This is a genomic window from Nostoc sp. (assembly GCF_036917535.1).
GTDB lineage: Bacteria > Cyanobacteriota > Cyanobacteriia > Cyanobacteriales > Nostocaceae > Nostoc.
Genome location: NZ_JBALDA010000076.1, coordinates 18,051 through 37,136, shown reverse-complemented (window position 1 = coordinate 37,136; position 19,086 = coordinate 18,051). Strand labels below are relative to the sequence as shown.

Genomic DNA, 19,086 nt, shown 5'->3' with positions numbered 1-19,086 from the left:
ACTCACCTGAGTGATGGAGAAATTTTGAAGAAAGAAGCTGCTAAACTTCAAGAATTGCATTCTATCTACACATTGACTAATGATTTTTCTGTATGGCCTTTTGATGTTACAACTTTCCGTCAATACTTGCTTTCTGTAGTGACACCACTTTTCCCTCTGCTAATCAAGCTAGAAGAGTACTATTTTAAGTGTATGGTTGTAAAGTAATTTAAACTCAAATATTGGATTTGTATAATTTTAATTGAGAACGGGTAATAAGTAATTTATTTACTATTACCCATTACCAACCTTAACTAACCACCGCTTCAGCTTTTTCCTCAGCTTTTTCTTTCACTAGGACATAAGGCTTTTCTGCACCTTGTGCTAAATACTCAGCTAGCTGACTTTCAATTTGATCGCGGACAATTTGGCGATACTCCAGAAAATGCTCGTTGTGAGCGCAAGCAGAAATGTAATGTTCAAGAACTCCAGGGTTACGCTTGAAAATACTGAAAAAATGATGCCAGAATTTCCAGCGGGTTTCCCGTTTGATTCCTTGTCGCCAAATCACAATCAGCAATGCTTTAACAACTACCCACTCTGGCATTTTTGCTGGGGCTTTCCAACTCGGCATGCCCATCATCAAAAAACAGCGATAGGTACGGTCTAAGTACTGTTTTGGGTCGTATAAAGTACAGAATGCTTCAATATACTCTCTGGCAAGTTCTTCGAGAGGACGGGTGGGCAGGAAGTTCATCAATGTTGTTTGGTTGATGTTGCCATCTTGATTTTCTCGTAATCGTCCTTCCTTTTTCAGGCGATGCCAAAGCGCAGTATTAGGTAACGCTTGTAACATTGCAAAAGTCGTTGAAGGAATTGCTGCTTGTTCAACAAAGCGGACAATGCGATCGCCTGCACCTGCTTTTTCGCCATCAAACCCAATAATAAACCCAGCCATTGGGCGCAATCCCGCTTTAATGATAGTTTGCACTGCCTCAGTTAGGGAACTGCGAGTATTTTGAAACTTTTTGGTCATTTGCAAACTATCCTCATCCGGAGTTTCGATTCCCAAAAACACCGCCGAGAAACCACACTCAACCATCAACTCCAACATTTCTGCATCTTGTGCCAAGTCAATTGAAGCTTCCGTGTCAAATCGGAAGGGATACTTATGTTCTGCCATCCAGACTTTTAACTCTTTGAGCAACAATTTCACATTTCGCTTGTTGCCAATAAAGTTGTCATCTACCATGAACACACCCCGCCGCCAACCCAATTCATAGAGATAATCTAACTCTGCTAAAAGTTGGGCTGGGGTTTTGGTGCGCGGTTTGCGCCCGTAGAGAACAATAATGTCGCAAAATTCGCACTGGAAGGGACACCCACGCGAAAACTGCACTGACATCATGTCATAAGCATTCAATTCTAATAAATCAAAGCGGGGTATTGGTGTGGTTGTGACATCAGGTTTTTCTGTGGCGCGGAAAGTGCCAGATGTGTGTCCCCTTTTTATTGCCTCAATAAACATGGGTAGCGTGATTTCCCCTTCATCCAGAATCAGAAAATCTGCGCCAACATTTTCAACTTCATGAGGTACAGAGGTGGGGTAAGGGCCACCAACTGCGACTAACTTGCCACGTTTTTTTGCTTCCTGAATTTGCTCAAGTAAATCTTGTTTTTGGACAATCATCGCAGAGAGGATTACCACATCTGCCCACGCCCATTCTGCTTCTGTTGCGGGGCGGATGTTGCGATCGACCAGTTTGAATTCCCATTCTTGAGGCAAAATCGCGGCTACTGTTACTAAACCCAGAGGTGGTAATAAAACCTTGCGATCAACTAACTCCAAGATTTTTTCATAAGACCAAAAGGTTTTGGGAAATATTGGATACACTAACAGTATTCGCATCTAGTATTAATCCTCACACTTTGATTGTTATCCCACTTTAACGAAAATAAATAGTTATTGACTTTTTATTAAAGTTGTTTTATTTTACCATTGATATTTTTAACTCAAATCGAGGGACTGGGGAGCAGAGAGGAAAGAGATAATTTTCCATTCTTCACTCATACTCAATGACGCCAGTCGCTAATGGAGAAAACCCAGAGGTTCTCTACGAAATTATGATAATTTTCTGCTAATATTTTTCAAAGGTTGTCAAAAGCCACAGATTATAATCAATTTTTAGCCTTTTCAACACCGCTAATTTTCAAAACATCACTCATGGTTGCACAATAATTTGACAAGCCGAAACTATCGGGATTGATGAATTTTTCGTATGTAAAATGCCGATAGTTCATGCAAAACCGATCCCAAGCGGCCATCCGAATGCGGAACAGAACAATAATCAAATTAGCTAATGCTATAGATATAGGAATGCGAAAGTAAATCTTTTTGCCCAGATAAGCACAAACTTCTTTCACTGCTTGATTAGCAGTTAATGGTGCTTGACCTAAAACAAGCCGACGTGGTTGATCGCTTTCGGGAGGATGATCAATCAAATATCGCACGACAGTGGCAATATCTCGTCCGTGGATAAAGTGAAAACTGCCATCTGCTTCCAAAAAGCGAATCAAATTAATATATTTCGTAATTTCTGGAATGCCAGAGGTTGCATGGGAATAGGGTTTATTGGCATCACCGCCCAATACTAAAGTGGGAAATACTGTGGTAATTTTGGATGCGATCGCTAATTTTTCTTTTTTCTCTAAGCACTCATATTTAGAACGGATGTAATCTGTCCCAATTTCCCCGGCTTCTTTTAATGGTTGATTGTAGCGATCCAAAACGCTAGCTGTCGAAAAATAAATCACCTGTTGGCAACGTCCTGGATCTAGCAGTTCGAGTAACTCTATAGTCTTGACGACATTAATATCAAATGTCTCATTACCACCCCAAGCTGTAGCTGTGAGTATTGCTGTATCAATTGTGGATAGCAAATCGGCAAACTGGTGAATATTTTGCATATCACCTTGCAAAACGTTGATGCCTGAACGTACCTTGGTATCAACTTGCAGTTTGCTTGGGTTCCTAACTAGTAGATACAGTTCGTGATCTGTTTCTTTAATTAAGGCTTCTGTTAAATAATGACCTATACAACCACTTGCACCAGTCACTAAAATCCGTTTCTGGCTCATAGAGAATTTTTCAAAATTTAGGAGTTAAAACTAAAGAGTTAAGAATCAAGTTAAAAGTTCCGAATCACAACTGATAACTTATAACTCTGGAAATTTTAGATTTTGAATTTTGGATTTTGGATTGAAGGAAAAATCTAAAATCTAAAATCTAAAATCTAAAATTGCATGACTCCTAACCCTTAACTCCTGCAAGATTCAGTTCCTTTGCGGTTTCAAAGAAGAAAGCGACATTTTCTTCGGGAGTTTCTGGGAGGACACCGTGACCGAGATTGAGAATGTGACCCCAATTACCAGCTTTGCGAACGGTATCAAGAATGCGATCGCGGATAAACTGTTTAGAGCCGAATAACACGCCTGGGTCGAGATTTCCTTGAACTTTAACTTTTTTACCCAATCTAGCTCGTGCGTCTGCCATATCTACAGCCCAGTCTACACTGACAATATCAGCGCCAGATTGTCCCATTCTTTCCAACACACCCGCACTACCACTAACTAGCAAAATCAAAGGTGTATCGGGATGGGTTTGCTTGACTTGCTGGAAAACTCTCTGCTGATAGGGGAGAGCAAAGGTATCATAATCTTGAGGACTCAGTTGACCCGCCCAAGAATCGAACATTTGCACTACTTGAGCGCCAGAGTCAATTTGGTAGCGGGCATAAATGGCGATCGCATCTGCTAGTTTAGCTAAAAGTTGATGCAATATCGTCGGATCTGAAAATGCCATGTTTTTGATGATGGAGTAGGTTTTAGAACCTTTTCCTTCCACTGCATAAGCTGCTAACGTCCACGGCGCACCCACAAAGCCTAACACCGTTGATTTATCGCCTACTTCCGAACGCAGCGCTTGCAAAATTGTTTTGATAAATGGTAGGGCTGCTTCTGGTTCTAAAGGATGTAAACTATCAATTTGTTTTTGAGTGCGGAGGGGTGAATGAATAATTGGCCCTTTACCTTCGGCAATATCCATGTCAATGCCCAAACCAGGTAATGGGGTGACAATATCAGAAAATAAAATTACTCCGTCTGGTTGGAAAGCTCTCCAGGGTTGCAAGGAAACTTCAATTGCTACTTCTGGAATTTCCGAGCGATCGCGAAACGAAGGATACTTCTCTCTTAAGTCTCGATATGCTTTCATATATCGTCCCGCTTGTCGCATCATCCATACAGGGGGACGATCTACTACTTCACCACGAGCAGCCCGTAAGAGATGAGGAGTCGTTGAATAAACACCCATTTATTACTTCATCCTATTTATGCCACTGTTTAGCTTATCATTCTGGGATTACGCTTTTCCAGCAGGTTTTCAGGAAAAGGTGAATAGCAGGGCATAATAGTAATATTTTATAAAATTTTGATTATTGGGTATAAGCGTTCAGTTGGCTTGACTACAGTATTAATACCAGCAAGCACTACAATTTATTGTTTTTTTTGGCTTATCTCATGAAATTATTGCTTTAAGTTCCACCTAAAAATACACCTCTCACTTCTGCATCAAAGGAACGCATAAGGAAAAATGCATAAAAAATGTGTCTCTACGCATGGCATAGAGACACATCCTTAAGGTTTTTCAACAGGGATCTAGATAAATTTATCCTTTCACTGTCGCTTTATGTTGTGAGCGTTTGAAAAGTGAAGTCAGACCACAAGCACCTATTGCTAACACACCTAACATCGCATTAGATTCGGGAACACTCTTGGCTAGTCTATAGGCGTGGTTATCTGTTTCAAAGGCAATACCATTTGAGCGCATCACAACTCGGTCAAATGTTTCTCCTGTATCAGCTACAAGATTGATAAAGAGATTAGATTGAGTGCTAGTCTGGTTCCCGTCTGCTGTAGCATTTGGTACGTTTGTACCATTAAAACTCTTTAACAACTGATTACCTTTGTAAATATCAACATAGTTGTAATCATCCAATGAACCTGCATAAAAACCGAAGTAATTAACAGCTTGTTTGAAGGCAATATTGACAAAACCACTGTCGCCTGCAACATTACTACCTGAGGGAGAAATTGTTAGAAATTTGGTATTATCCCCATAAGGTGAGGCGTATTGACCAGATACACTACCTTGAACAATGTTAGAAGTAATATTAGAGTAAGTAACAAATCCATTAGGATCGTTTGCTGTGCCATCGTCAAAGGTGACAGTTTTGGCATCAGCGTAGCTAGAAAACGGGCCACTGTTGACTTGCAGAGTCACAGCACTAGCTGGATTTGCACTTACAATTGCAATAATTGTTCCGATTAAAGCCAATGATAATTTTTGCAGCATTCTAGTAATAAATATTGAAGAACACAAAAATAATTAAGATTGAAATTTTCTTTAAAACTAGCTATGAAAAACTGGTTTCATTATTCCAAAAACCTAGAAAAAATTACAAAAATTATTTTTCTATATGACTGTTGTTGGATATCACGAGTTCAAAGATATAATTTTTTCTTAATACTTTGTAATCCTATTTTGACTTTTATAAGTCATAAAAGATACGGTGTATATACTAAAATGTTTTTAAAGATTAAATGAAGGTTATTGTGCAATTATAGTGGGCGGAACAAACATATCTAAATTACTCTTGATCGCAACCAAGATTAAGAACTAACAAAAAAATCACCACTTCTGGTTTGGTTTAGTTTCCAAGACTCAAAGCGATGTCTACGATGGACTACCTCTAAATCTTTAAGAATAAAGATAAATTAATGAGATTAATTCCGGCTCTATTGAGAATAGACTGCTATTATTGACATAGTCTCCTCGCCTTGGGCAAGTGGCGAGTGGCAAGTGGGGAATGGAAAATAAGGACTGGTGATTGAGAAATAGGGTAAAACAAGAATCAATATTTAATTGAAGATTGGGCATTGGGCATTAGTTATTCTCCCCGTGCTCCGTAATTTCCCTGATCTCCTATTCCCTCACTCCCCTAACTTCTTATGCAAACTGACTCTAACAATCCCGATCATCTTGCATCTGCTAATAATAAGCCTAACCCAGGAAAATATTTGATTCCGCGATCGCAGCGACAGAGGTTCTTTATTCAGTTTACCTTAATGACCCTGATCGGATGGGTTGTGGGTGGTGTTGCTAGTATCGCTTTAGAGAAAATAGTTCTCCAAAGTCTCTCACCTAGCGTTGCTATCCAACCACAAATATGGAGTATTTTGGTAAGAAGTCTTAGTAATGTTGTATTTGCCGTGATTTTCGCCGCTGACCAGAGCCTTGCCCTTTACAGATATTTACCGGGTTGGCAGTGGCTATTTGCTACTAGTGTAGGTTGGCTGATTGCCAATGGTGTTTCTACAGCTTGGATTGACTATATTTCTACTATTGCCTCATCATCTTCTGAAGATACTTTGATTTTTGGATTTTTGTCTGCGATCGCATATATAATCTCTGGAATTTGGCTAGGGATTTGCCAATGGCTGGTATTGAGGCGATATACAGCAGACATTTGGTGGTGGAATTTTTTACCCTCAATTTCTTTCTTCTGGATCACTATTTTGGTTTGGTTGCTTTTTATTATGCAAAATTTGATTCCAGAAACTTACCGTACTCCCATACTATATTGGAGTGGACAAGGATTGACAGCAGTTATTTTGGGAGTCATACCAGCAATTGGTTTGTGTACATTGAAAAGAAATTTACATCCTAAAACTGGAGTTTCTTCCTAACTTTTATCGATATATTCCATAACCTTAATATTTATGACTCGCCCGCGCATTCTCCAACTCGGTCAAAGTTATACATTTAGTAAGTATTTTGAATTACCTTATGCCCCAGCAGATATCTTGGCGGAACTGGGATGTAGTTACGAACGCGGATCACTACAACTACCACAATATTCAGGTATAATTGAATATTTGGAATTTTTACAGCGTTACTTACGGCGCAATATCATGCGCGTAAATCCTATCAGTGAAGCTGCAAAACGTGAAGTTTTAATTGCTCCTATTTTGTTAGAAATTTGTGACCAAACGCAAACTCAACTAAACATTGAGTACCCGATTAATGTTAGCGAACAACTCAAAGGAAGTTTTGATTACTATATTTCATCTTCCAATTCACTGTTAGTCGTTGAAGCCAAGCAATCCGATTTAAGCCGGGGGTTTACTCAACTTGCAATTGAATTGATCGCACTCGACCAATGGACAGATTCGCAAACACCAACTTTGTATGGTGCTGTAACAAATGGAGAAGATTGGCGATTTGGAATATTTTATCGACAAGATAAACGGGTTATGCAAGATATCAAACTTTATCGCGTTCCCGAAGGTTTGGAAGAATTGGTGCGAGTACTTGTAGGAATTCTTACCAATGCTAGTAGTTAATTATGTACTCAAGTCACTGTACCCCAGAGGATACAACCAGTTCCCCAATCCTTAGTACCCAATACCTAGTCCAATTTATTTGTCATCCCAAATCAGCTCTAAACGCTCTTGTGATATCTTGAGCGCTTTTTCCGCAGACTCACCCAGCAATGTAGCTTCTATAGCTCGACCAAGACTGTCAGAAAGACGGCTATATCCAGCAATAATCGGTCGAGCGCCAGCTAGAGGAATTTGTTCCATAAATACTTTTAACCAAAGTTTTTGGTTGATAAATTGCTGATAAGCTTCACTTTTAGTAGCTTTAAAATTAACTGGTAAAAAACCGGTTCCCATACTCCACTCTTTTTGGAATTCTTCACTCAAAACATACTCTAAAAATTTGAGTGCAGCTTGCTCTCTTGTTGGTGTGGTCTTCATCAAATACATATTTCCAGTAGCTGTCACCGTAGCAGGTTTCATATTTGTAGGTATAGGAAATACGTTAAAGTCAACATTGGATTTTATTATATAAGTCCAAGGACCTGTGATCTGCATAGCAACGCGACCTGCAATAAAAGCGTCTTCTTCATAACCTCGCTCTGGGGAAGAAAGTGTTGCTGAACCATCTTTTAATAGGTCTTGCCAAAATTGTAATGCTGCGATCGCTCCTGCATTCCTCAAATTCGGACGGTTATTGGTAACAACTTCTCCGCCAGCGCTCAATAAAAAGGGGAACCAACTAAAGACAGTCCATTCTTCCTTTCCTAAAGGCAGTAATATTCCGTACTGTTCAGGTCGATTGTCGCCATTGCTGTCTATGGTCAATTTTTTGGCAACTTCCCTCAACTCTTCCCAAGTTTTAGGAATTTGCGTAATTCCCGCAGCTTGGAAAAGTTTAGGTCGGTAAAAAATGCCTAAATTGCTCGTGTAGAGGGGAATTGACCAAAGATGACCGTCTAATTTTAATTCTTCCCATAGGTTGGGGCTAATTTCCGACTTCAATGGCAATTTATCCAGCCATTTTTCTAAAGGCCGAATTGCCCCTAGTTCGATAAACTGACCTGTCAATTGAGGGTCGAATGACAGAATATCTGGAGGCGCATTGCCCACAACTGCTGTTAATATTTTTGGCAATTGGGGTTGACCTATGAAGATAGATTCCACTTTAACATCAGTATGAGTCTGATTAAATTTATCTACTAATTTGCTAAACACATCCCGATTAGTAGGGGGATTGATTGATTGCCATAGACTCAGATGAATTACTCCCTCATTTTTCTCAACTGCCCCCTGACAACCATATAAAAATATCAAAAATATACTCAGAATAATTCCCATCAGCGAAAGCCGCCAAATAGAATTGATCAACTGGCGGGAAAAATTCGGAATTAGGGATTGGAAAAGGGTAACTTTCATGTCAATTTTTAGATTTGTTGGGCATCTATCACTTCACCAAAATAGTGCTGAGTGCCCAGTTAGAGTGCTGAGTAAAAAGTAAAATTAATTGCACTCAGCATATAGGGTAGTCACACCCCTAAATTTATCAAACAGCAATATTGGCGTCAGTCGCCAGAATACAGGAAAGGTATTCTGAACGAAAGAGCGGATAGCGCAGCGTAAAGCCTACGGCATAGCTTCTCTACGAGACGCACTCGCGTTCGCTTAGAGCGAGTCCGCGAGCGGATGAATAAATGGTGAAACACCACACAAAACTAGAATTTTTGGTGGTCTACAATGAGTGGCGGGTCCCAATCCCCCACGAGAGTGATTCTGACAAATGTATTCTGGCGAATGATTCTTATTCAATTTTTTCGAGAAACTGATAAATATTTCTTGTATAATATAATATGTTAATTTTCTTGTAACATAACTTTTGTGCTTTGATGTTTTAGAACATTTGGAACATTTGTTAGATCCTAGCCAGCAGTTATTACGATTTTATCAAGCTTTGAACTCTGATGGTAAGATAATAGTGAATTGGTATTTCTTTAAAGGTTTTAATCAAGAATACCCTTTTCATTTAGATGATCCTAAAGTAGTAGAAACATTTTTCCATACACTTCAGAGTCACTTTTTAGAAGTTTTTTATTCTTACCTGATTACAACCCGCTGTTACCGTAAGCAGAGTTGAATTTAATTTCATGTCTTTTGGGTGGAGCCATAGCCAAACCCAATAAGTACGTTTTTTTGGTGAAAAAATGATCTTTATAAAAATACATTAACGACGAAAATGTACCATAAGTTATTATTTATGTCTACACCAATGGGTGCGTTAGGTTCAGGATTGGGAGGCGGAGTTGAGTTGACCTTATCTAATCTTGCTACAGAGATGGTGCGGCGAGGACATCAATTAGAAATTGTTGCACCACAGGGTTCTGTCAGTAATTCATTACTTATTAAAGAAATCTCTGGAGAACTAATACAGATACCAGCCCAAAATCAGAGTCGTAGTGATCCGATTTTGCTGCATAAAAATTCTGTTTTAGCGAATATGTGGAATTATGCTCGCCAAGTGCAGGCAGATTATGATGTGATTGTGAATTTTGCTTATGATTGGCTGCCATTGTATTTAACACCCTTTTTTAACACTCCCATCGCCCATTTTATCAGTATGGGTTCTTTGACAGATACAATGGATCAGATTATTGAAAGTGTGGCAATTGAGTTTCCGAATACTATTGGTGTTTACACTCAATCACAGGCGGTCACCTTTTCATGTGCAGAACAATGTTATTGTCTGCTTAATGGTTTAGATTTATCTATTTATCAATTTTGTCCCAAACCAACTCAGAGCTTGGCCTGGGTAGGTAGGATAGCTCCTGAAAAAGGACTAGAAGATGCGGTAGCAGCAGCAGAAATAATCGGAATTACACTGAAAATATTTGGTTTAAAACAGGATGTATCTTACTGGGAGAAGATTTGTCAACAATATCCTGATGCTCCCATAGAATATGTAGGATTTTTACCAACGGTTGAGCTACAAAAAAAGTTAGGTCAATGTCGAGCACTTTTAGTAACTCCTCGTTGGATAGAAGCATTTGGAAATGTAGCAATAGAGGCACTTGCTTGTGGAGTGCCTTTAATTGCTTACCGTCGGGGTGGTTTAACAGAAATTGTCCAAGAAGGCAAAACTGGTTTTTTGGTGGAACCTGATAGTGTTCAAGGTTTAGTAGAAGCGATTAAGCATTTGGATGAAATTGACCGCCAAGCTTGTCGCCAGCAAGCAGAAACTTTATACTCTTTAAAAGCTATGGGCGATCGCGTAGAACAATGGTTTCAAAAAATCCTAAAAAAATGAATAGTAGTAACATCCTTTAATTTGGATATTATTTGATTTTATGTACTATTAAAACTTTTTGTGATCAAACTAAGAGGAGTTATTAATCCATCTGGTGAAATATTGTATTATCCCACTTCACTATCAACAATTAAGTTCTTAATAGAAAAAGTATAAATGAGGGTGATTAAAAAGTCCAGTTTGAATGGAAAAAACTTTTATTTGGGTAGAAATTATTTAGTTTTAATGCAGAAGTAAATTACTCTTTGAGACTAATCTAGATGATAACCTAAAGTTACAATATTTGCGGGAAACTATGGTGCGTAGCTTGCCGCCGTAGGCATCGCTAATATTCCTGCATCCCCATCTAAAGTTACCTCTACACCCACTGGTAAGGCTGCATTGGGATTATCATGACCAAAAGGCAAATCAGAAACAATGGGAATACCCAAATCACCTAAGCGATCGCGCAATACTTCTTCTACACTAAAACTAGATATCGTTGGTGGCGCTTCACAGCGAGTAAAACCCCCTAAAGCAATACCGCAGACTTGAGACAAAGCACCGCTCAAACGCCACTGCGTGAGCATCCTGTCAATTCGATAAGGTGCTTCGGTAACATCTTCTAACGCCAGAATTACACCATCTAAATGTGGCAGGATTGGTGTACCCAAAAGGTGAGTAGCCACCGTGAGATTCCCTGGTAACAAAGTACCCTTTACCACACCACCACCCCAACCGCAACCTTTGAGAGGGGTGAAAGAACTACCTTCTACCCAATCGAATAATCGCTTAATTGACCAATCTGGCTCATCTGCCAGAGTTGTCATTACAGGGCCGTGAACGCCGGAAATTCCTGCTGTATAAAGGCTCCATAATAAAACTGTAATATCAGAAAAGCCTATGAGCCACTTGGGAAGCGCTGAGGTTGACCAATTCCAATCTTCTAAAATGCGGGTGCTGCCAAAACCACCTCTGGCACAGAGAATACCACGACAATTAGGATCTTGCCATGCTGCTGCTAGCTGGTGACGGCGGGTTTCGTCTGTTCCAGCTAAATAACCATATTTGTCATCTATCTGAGGACTGACTTGTAAGTGATAACCACGCGATCGCCAAATTTCTAGACTCCGTTTAAATTCTTCAAATTCTCGCAAAGCACCACTAGGGGCAATTACTCGTAGTAAGTCTCCAGGTTTTAGGGGCGGTGGTAAGATTTTGGCTGGCATGAAACAAGTTAGGAGTGAAAAGTATCATATTAACAATGCTGCAACTGTGTTAACAACACAACAACCTCATCAATTGCCTGCCGTATAACTGTTGCAGACTGATTCGACTGATTGACGATAATACTAAAAACTAGCGGCTCATATTTCGGCGCATTCATATATCCAGATAGAGAAACTACACCTGTTAACGTACCTGTTTTTGCTTGCACAATGCCCTCAGCAGGTGTATCTTGAAAGCGGCCTCTCAGAGTTCCACTTTTACCAGCCACGGGTAAAGATGCGCGATATATATATGCTGTTGGGGTTTTTGCCATTCCCCGCAGAGTTTGGACAAAAGCTTCTGGTGTCACTAAGTTACGCCGTGATAAACCGGAACCATCCACTAAAATATAATTTGCTGGATCGACTCCCAATTTAGTTAAACTTGCTTTGACAACTTCCAAACCGACATCAGCACTAGTCTGATTTTTCAGTCTGATTTTTTTCACAGCTAATGCTCTCAGCAATGCTTCAGCATAAAGATTATTACTATTCTGAAGAGTTTCTGCTAATAATTCAGCTAAAGGTGGCGACTTTACAAATGCTATTTCCCCTTGATTCACACCACCATTTGCTACTAATGTTTGTCCCAAACTAATTTTTTCTGTTGCTAAAGCAGTACGGAAGCGTCGTAAGAAGTAATAATTAGGATCGACTACGGGCAAATCTATTAAAGAGGGTTCAGAATTCGTTGTCAGTTGTCCTTGAATTTGTAATACTGTTCCTGACAATTTGCGGGTAACATTAACATAGCTTGGTTGATTTTGGGGAACGGTTACTGACTGATTAATTATCCGCCACTGTTTCGCTTCATCAGGATCGAGCCACAACACTTGCAAAGATTTACCTACAGCTTGTGGTACAAGTTTGAAGCTAAAAATATTTTGATTCAAAATAAAGCTGCTGACTGGTACGCCATCACTTGACTGCACATCTTCCCATTGCCAGGTGGGATTAACAATATCACCTTGAATATAACTATCATCAACAGTCAACTGCTGAATTTGGCTAATACCTTTCTGTTTTAACTGTTGTGCCAATTTTTGTAGTTCAGTATCACTTAAGCTAGGATCTCCTCTGCCGACAACACGTAAAACACCATTACCATTTTGATAAATAGAGGTGCGAATCCGAAAATTAGCACCCAATTCCTGCAACGCAGCTGCTGTTGTTAGCAATTTGAGGTTAGACGCAGGAATAAAATATTTTTGAGCATCTCGACTGTAAAGAGTTTGTCCAGTTGACAGAGGTTGTATCAAAATTCCCCAGCGCCCTCGACTAAATAAGGGACGATTGATTACAGCATCTATAGCTGTTCCCAGTTGGCTAGAGCAAATTGATTTTGTGGTAGTTGTTGGTGCAACTGGGGTTTGTGCTTTTGCAATAGAACTAAATCCTATTTGGCTAGTCAAAAATATTAACAAAACACCTAGTGGTTGATTGAAAGTCTTAAGTCTCACCAATTTTCCTTATCCTAAAGACAGATATTTTTACCTTGCGAACAATTTCTTTCCGGAGAGAGAAGAATTGGCTCAGTAAAGTTACTTAATTAGTATAAGGAAGATGTTCACATGTTTCATATATAGGCGATCGCACAAACATAATTTATGGGATTACAAAATAGAAACGTAAGTCAATCTGCATATACAAAAACACGAAATCGAGGCAACGGTGTGAGTACATTTTTATCTGGTGTAGCTGTATTACTCTCTACTTTGGCTTTGGGATGTAGCGGCTATGTAGCTTATGAAGTTTTCACGTTACGGGAGACACTAAATGCTACTAATACAGTCAGTAACAGCATTCCTACTCAAGTGCCAAGTCCTACAGCTACAACTTCTCCACAAGCAACAGTCTCACCATCTCCAGCCAGTGCAACAACTTCAGCAATTAGCCCTGGTCAATTTGTGCAGCCCGCTTTTGGCAAAAAGGCAGAAGTTGAGTTACTTTCAGCAAAACGCATTAAAGACCCAGAAACTGGAAACCGTGATGTGGTAAATGTACAAATGCGTATTCGTCGCCTTGCCACAGACGGAGTTGTTGGTAGTGATATTATATCGGTTGCTAGTACAACAGCCCGCAATCCTGACACTAGCGTAACCTACAAAGGAGTTGCTCTTAATCGCTCAACAGGAAGCGTTTCTTTGTTCCCAGTACGTCCACAAGCCTCCGCAGATGCTTATATCTGGCTAAGAGTTCCCGATGGTATTAACAATTTGGACATTTTTGTGCCAGATACAGCCGCATTTAAAAATGTACCAATTTCCTTTTAGCTAGCTAACTGATATCAAATAACTCCCCATTAAGGGGAGCCAGTAATGATTAGTCGTTGATTATACAATGATAATGCTTTAGTTCTCTAAACAGTAGTCTGCAACTGCAAGCAGTGGTCTGAAAGATAACCAAATTTTCAAAACCCTTTTTAATTACTTTCTCTTTTACTTTTTTGTTCGGCTGCTTCGACGCGTAGGTGCTGGGGTAGCTGGTTCATAAGCCTTCAGTCCCCCATCGCCCGTAAAAATTTCTACTTGGAATGTGCTACTGGTTTTAGCGTAATATTCAGCCACAGTTTTAATTGTGGCATCTCCAATGGAAATCTTTCTAGATGCTAGAGTCGGCCATTCAATAGCCAACTGTTTTAATTGCTCTGAGTTCCAAAGTTCACCCACTTGAGTTTCAAAAACTCCCCAAGGTATAACTCCATCTGCTACTTTGACTAAAATATTACCGAAAGCTTGAGCAATTTCATATCGCTTAAAGTTAGCTTGTGCAATGTGATTACCAGTTTCTATAATTGTTGCTATTGGTAGTATAAACTTTGCACCTTGTTTTTCTTCTTCCTGAAAACGGACTTCAACTCTTTTTTTATCCCATTTATCATTATCATAACCACAAGTCTCTTTACCAGGTACACCTAAGTAGACACAGATTATTGATGTATCAATAATCAAAACCTTTCTCATATTTAACTTTACTTATTATCAGAAAGGCTCTTTTCAATTGCACCTTTAGTTGCTAGTTTACCTAAAGTGCCCGATGCTAACAAAAGAGGAAGATTCTCAATATCTTCTACAAGTGTAAGTTTGCTTTCTCCAGTTTCAGAATCACGGTGTGCGACAACCACAAATGGGACTATCTCTGGGCCTAAAGCATCAAGTAAAGCTGGGTTATGGTTAGTTAATAAAATATCTATTTTTCTTTTGCTGCCAATTTCTCGCAGTATTCTTACCAGTAATTCTGCACGCGATGGATGAAGACCATTATCTATTTCTTCAATTACTAGTTGACTACCTTCTGGTCGGGTAAGCAGGGCTGTAATAATTGCTATAAAACGTAAGGTTCCATCAGACATAGTTTTAGCATCTATTAGTATTATTTCCCCAGGTTTCCATTCTTCTTCACAGTAAAGCATCGCATCAGTTTTAAGTCTTCCAACTGGTTCTGCAAATACTTTTTTAATATCGCCCTCTGGTAAATCTTTAATATATGCTGATAAAGCTGATTCAACTTTGGTTTTTTGTTTACTATCCAATGCTGCTAATATACCAGCAATATTTGAACCATCACTCTCTAGAGTTTCAGAAAGACGTGAATAATCACGCATTTTAGAAGGAATGGGATTAAAGATTAGAATATTTTCTAGATGGTGTATTATACAATCTTTGAACTGCTGTCTTATTGGTAGATATTTGTTGTAAAACTCTTCAATTTCTTCACTATTAATTTCTTTTAATACTGAAAAAATTTTATCTTTATTTAAAAAGTTATTAAATTGCCAAAATTCATCTATATCAATACGAGAGTCTATTTGTTTTAATCCACTTTTATTAGAGGAAATATAACTTTTAGTAAAAATTTTATTGATATAATTAGAGATGCTAGTTTCACTAAGTGATTGAAATTCAATATATTCTTCTCTAACTTGGACTATATGTAATGTGCTTATATTAATCACATACAAATAATCTGTTTGTTCATCCTCACCCTGAACTAATATCTTTAATGTAAACTCAGTTTCCTTATTTTCTGATTTTCTTACAGCCCATTCTACACCACCGCGAATAGAAGTAAGCGTTTTATCTCCTGCTAAAGCTGCTTCAACATTCTCACCTCTAGCTATTCTTTGTAAAAATTCTAAAGCTTCAACTACATTAGATTTACCACTTGCATTTGTACCAATCAGAACAGTCAATGGGTCAAGTGGAAGCTCTGCATAACGGAAACTTTTCCAATTTTCTAAGATGAGTTGCTTAAGCATGACCAACTCCAAAACTTTACCTACTTCAATTTAGCTCCTAACAATAGCGATCGCACAAGTTTTTCATCTCACCAAAATTGGAATTAATTCCCCATCCTTGACCGGCGGTCTCGCCACCCCAAACAAAGAATATATCTCGTCCAGATTTGGGGGGAGTTCGGAAAGTACTATAAAAAGGAGCGCTGTAAGTGCGTTGATAATCTAAATATTGGAAAATCACCCGATAAAATAATTGTTGGTCTGGTGGTAGATTCTTTAGATAAAGTCATGCTGTAAAGTCGCTATTCTTTGAAGCATTAGACCCCACAACGCGCTGCACATTGTGAAAAAATTCGCTAGTAGAATATTCTACGATCATTTTGGTGGGGCGATCGCTCCGACTCCAGATGACAATGCTATCGTTAGATATATTACCGCTAGCTACACCATAAGGTATGCTAGGATGCATTTTATCAGAGGTGATGATTGTAGGTGCTTTGCCAAAAACTGGTGATTTAGCTACAAAATTTGTGGAAATAATTCCACCAGCAGTAATAGCTGAACGTAGCAAAAACTGGCGACGGTTTAGCTTCAATGGATGATGAGATTCCATGCTAAATAATAGCAACCTTAAACTAAAGTATTACAGGATAAGTGTTTACCATACCTTGCTATCGCAATAAGTAAAGATTGAGTCCTCCAAGGCTTAATAAAATATATTTAGTTTGATGTAATCAGAATGGTAGTGTTGATTAGGAACTAATGTGAGCAAATTTATCCATGACGACTGCTGTCTTTTTAGAAAACGTCTACAAGTTTTACAATAATGTACCTGTAGTCAATGACCTGTCATTTCAAATTGAAGCGGGAGAGATATTTGCTCTACTTGGCCCAAACGGTGCGGGTAAATCAACTACAATTCGGATGCTGACTACACTTACGAAACCGTCCCAAGGACGCATAGAAGTAGGTGGATATAATGTGATGAGCCAAGCAATGTTGGCAAAGCAGAGTATTGGTGTAGTCTTACAACAAATCAGTGTGGATAACGATTTAACCGTTTGGGAAAATATGGAACTGCACGGGAGACTACATCACATTAGTAACCCGCAGCGACAAAAATTGATAAATCAATGGCTAGAGTATGTTGAGCTAGCACAAAAACGTGATGATTTGGTAAAAACCCTGTCTGGGGGCATGAAACGACGGTTGCAGATTGCGAGAGCTTTATTGCATCAACCGCAAATTTTGTTTCTGGATGAACCAACGGTAGGACTAGACCCCCAAACTAGGCGACGCCTCTGGGAAATCATTCGGGATTTGAATAAACAAGGGATGACGATGCTACTTACGACCCATTATATGGATGAGGTCGAATTTTTGTGCAATGCCTTTGGCTCTACCAAGCCAGGACGCATCGGTATTATGGATAGCGGTAAGCTGATTTCTTTGGGAACTTTACAACAGCTGCGTTCTGCTCACGGTGAAGGTTTGGTGATGAAACAATTAGGTGTGTCTAATGTCGGAAGCGATAACGTTCGTAATTGGGAATATCTGTTTTTCCCATCCTTGGAAGCAGCAAATATCTACTTGAATGAACAGCCGGATAAAACCGGAATGATGGTGCGTCCCTCTAATCTGGAAGATATTTTTGTGGAATTAACGGGACGCCAGTTAGATTAACCTCATCCTCCTAACTGCCGCAGCATGGCTTCTACCCTTTCTACGCCATTTGAGTCATTGCGGCGCTTGTACAAGTCACGCGCTTTCTGAAGCAAGCTGTTTGCTTGTTTAGCTTGTCGTCGTTGTTTATACATCGAACCCATCAACTCATAAGTCTGGGCATTGTTTTTATCCAAGTCGATTGCTTGTTGGTATGCCCAAGTAGCAGCATTATAGTCTCCCATACGCGATTGCGTCACAGCCAATCCTAAATAGGCGTTGACGTTATTACGGTTCAGCTGTATCGCACGACGATAACCTTCCTTTGCCCCACGTGTGTCGCCCAAATTAGCTTTGATGTAACCCACAGCGTAGTAAAAATCACTATTGTTAGGATTGATAGCGATCGCCCGACGATAAGCTGTTAATGCTGCCTGATAATTTCCCTGTTGAGCGTATAAATACCCAATACCTGAATGAATTTTAGCATTTTTGCGATCTATACTAGCTGCTTGCTGATAAACAGCGATCGCACCACCATAATCACCGGCATTCACTAATCTCCGTCCTTCCTCCAGCAATTGCTTTAACTCTGGGTTTTTGGCTTGTGCCACTAATACCTGAGCCTGAGCTACTGAAGGTATGGTGAAAGTAAAACATCCTAGTAACACCACACTAAACACGAATGATGTTGGCTTGTACACAGTAAATTTCCTGAAATTTTAGAGGACTTTTTTCTTGTACATTAAAACAAAAATATGGACCTTTGAAAACTGTATTTCTTCGTATTGATTAAGATGTTAATAGTTCATTCTCCTTTCGTTTACATTTAGCACTACATAACAGAGTTTTTACTGAAGAATGAAGTGTAAGCGATTGCGGAGCAGGTGAAAGTACCCTACATATAAACCAGTACCATAGCAAAAGACACCTTTTTTAATCAGTAGTTATACGTGTTACTCTGAAATACTCAACAGGTATCTGACCTTAATCCTAGATTAGGATGCAGCAAGCTTATAGGCTTTGACATTTATTCCTATTTTTATTTCATTGCATAATTTGCTGACTATGCATCTAATTTTTTCTGACATTTTTAATCCTTTATACTACCCTTTGAAAAGTTATCATCCAGGCATTTACATCTTTTTTTGGTCATTCAAAGGTAAGATAAATCTAAATTGTAAAATGTTCCATTAATCTGTTTAGGACAAACTAAAGCC

Annotated in this window: 15 protein-coding genes and 2 pseudogenes; 6 read left to right on the top strand and 11 right to left on the bottom strand. The window is 39.2% G+C overall.

Annotation, left to right across the window (positions count from 1 at the left end; genetic code table 11):
- Nucleotides 1–289: 289 nt before the first annotated feature.
- The 4 genes from V7K56_RS24395 to V7K56_RS24380 form a co-directional block, all read right to left on the bottom strand.
- Nucleotides 290–1,888: a B12-binding domain-containing radical SAM protein gene (locus V7K56_RS24395; RefSeq protein WP_334914424.1), complete on the bottom strand. Its 1,599-nt coding sequence runs from the start codon at nucleotides 1,886–1,888 to the stop codon at nucleotides 290–292.
- Between the two features lie 269 nt (nucleotides 1,889–2,157).
- Nucleotides 2,158–3,117 (bottom strand): NAD-dependent epimerase/dehydratase family protein, encoded by a 960-nt coding sequence (locus V7K56_RS24390; RefSeq protein WP_334914422.1) that lies wholly within the window; start codon nucleotides 3,115–3,117, stop codon nucleotides 2,158–2,160.
- 172 nt (nucleotides 3,118–3,289) lie between these two features.
- Nucleotides 3,290–4,351: a uroporphyrinogen decarboxylase gene (gene hemE / locus V7K56_RS24385; protein WP_334914420.1), complete on the bottom strand. Its 1,062-nt coding sequence runs from the start codon at nucleotides 4,349–4,351 to the stop codon at nucleotides 3,290–3,292.
- A gap of 354 nt (nucleotides 4,352–4,705) precedes the next feature.
- Complete coding sequence (locus tag V7K56_RS24380) at nucleotides 4,706–5,392, bottom strand: Npun_F0296 family exosortase-dependent surface protein (protein WP_334914418.1); 687 nt, start codon at nucleotides 5,390–5,392, stop codon at nucleotides 4,706–4,708.
- A 656-nt stretch (nucleotides 5,393–6,048) separates the two neighbouring features.
- On the opposite strand from V7K56_RS24380, the gene V7K56_RS24375 reads away from it, so the two are divergent.
- Nucleotides 6,049–6,786: a hypothetical protein gene (locus V7K56_RS24375; protein ID WP_334914416.1), complete on the top strand. Its 738-nt coding sequence runs from the start codon at nucleotides 6,049–6,051 to the stop codon at nucleotides 6,784–6,786.
- Between the two features lie 33 nt (nucleotides 6,787–6,819).
- On the top strand, nucleotides 6,820–7,443 hold the full coding sequence (locus V7K56_RS24370; protein ID WP_334914414.1) for a hypothetical protein: 624 nt from the start codon (nucleotides 6,820–6,822) through the stop codon (nucleotides 7,441–7,443).
- Nucleotides 7,444–7,518: 75 nt separating this feature from the next.
- On the opposite strand, the gene V7K56_RS24365 is transcribed toward V7K56_RS24370, so the two are convergent.
- A complete protein-coding gene (locus V7K56_RS24365) occupies nucleotides 7,519–8,838 on the bottom strand; it encodes an ABC transporter substrate-binding protein (RefSeq protein WP_334914412.1) in 1,320 nt (439 codons plus the stop codon).
- A gap of 454 nt (nucleotides 8,839–9,292) precedes the next feature.
- Between V7K56_RS24365 and V7K56_RS24360 the strand changes: the two are divergent.
- Nucleotides 9,293–9,553 (top strand): annotated as a pseudogene (locus V7K56_RS24360) (SAM-dependent methyltransferase); the annotation flags it as partial.
- 120 nt (nucleotides 9,554–9,673) lie between these two features.
- Nucleotides 9,674–10,720 carry a glycosyltransferase family 4 protein gene (locus V7K56_RS24355; protein ID WP_334914410.1) on the top strand — a complete coding sequence of 349 codons (1,047 nt, stop codon included), beginning with the start codon at nucleotides 9,674–9,676 and terminating at the stop codon, nucleotides 10,718–10,720.
- Between the two features lie 293 nt (nucleotides 10,721–11,013).
- Here the strand turns inward: V7K56_RS24355 and V7K56_RS24350 are convergent, their stop codons facing one another.
- Both V7K56_RS24350 and dacB read right to left on the bottom strand, forming a co-directional pair.
- Complete coding sequence (locus tag V7K56_RS24350) at nucleotides 11,014–11,928, bottom strand: S66 peptidase family protein (protein WP_334914408.1); 915 nt, start codon at nucleotides 11,926–11,928, stop codon at nucleotides 11,014–11,016.
- 29 nt (nucleotides 11,929–11,957) lie between these two features.
- On the bottom strand, nucleotides 11,958–13,427 hold the full coding sequence (gene dacB, locus V7K56_RS24345; protein WP_334914406.1) for a D-alanyl-D-alanine carboxypeptidase/D-alanyl-D-alanine endopeptidase: 1,470 nt from the start codon (nucleotides 13,425–13,427) through the stop codon (nucleotides 11,958–11,960).
- Between the two features lie 213 nt (nucleotides 13,428–13,640).
- Here dacB and V7K56_RS24340 point away from each other — a divergent pair, with 213 nt between their 5' ends.
- Nucleotides 13,641–14,240 (top strand): hypothetical protein, encoded by a 600-nt coding sequence (locus V7K56_RS24340; protein ID WP_334914404.1) that lies wholly within the window; start codon nucleotides 13,641–13,643, stop codon nucleotides 14,238–14,240.
- 165 nt (nucleotides 14,241–14,405) lie between these two features.
- Here V7K56_RS24340 and V7K56_RS24335 read toward each other — a convergent pair whose 3' ends face one another.
- The 3 genes and pseudogenes from V7K56_RS24335 to V7K56_RS24325 form a co-directional block, all read right to left on the bottom strand.
- Entirely contained in the window at nucleotides 14,406–14,930 is a 525-nt protein-coding gene (locus V7K56_RS24335; protein ID WP_334914403.1) for a hypothetical protein, read from the bottom strand.
- Nucleotides 14,931–14,938: 8 nt separating this feature from the next.
- Nucleotides 14,939–16,225, bottom strand: a complete 1,287-nt coding sequence (locus tag V7K56_RS24330; protein ID WP_334914401.1) for an AAA family ATPase — start codon at nucleotides 16,223–16,225, stop codon at nucleotides 14,939–14,941.
- Between the two features lie 61 nt (nucleotides 16,226–16,286).
- Nucleotides 16,287–16,817: pseudogene (locus V7K56_RS24325) on the bottom strand (PhoD-like phosphatase N-terminal domain-containing protein); the annotation flags it as partial.
- A 167-nt stretch (nucleotides 16,818–16,984) separates the two neighbouring features.
- Between V7K56_RS24325 and V7K56_RS24320 the strand changes: the two are divergent.
- Nucleotides 16,985–17,887 carry an ABC transporter ATP-binding protein gene (locus V7K56_RS24320; RefSeq protein WP_334914399.1) on the top strand — a complete coding sequence of 301 codons (903 nt, stop codon included), beginning with the start codon at nucleotides 16,985–16,987 and terminating at the stop codon, nucleotides 17,885–17,887.
- 2 nt (nucleotides 17,888–17,889) lie between these two features.
- On the opposite strand, the gene V7K56_RS24315 is transcribed toward V7K56_RS24320, so the two are convergent.
- Nucleotides 17,890–18,570: a tetratricopeptide repeat protein gene (locus tag V7K56_RS24315; protein WP_334914397.1), complete on the bottom strand. Its 681-nt coding sequence runs from the start codon at nucleotides 18,568–18,570 to the stop codon at nucleotides 17,890–17,892.
- Nucleotides 18,571–19,086: the final 516 nt, after the last annotated feature.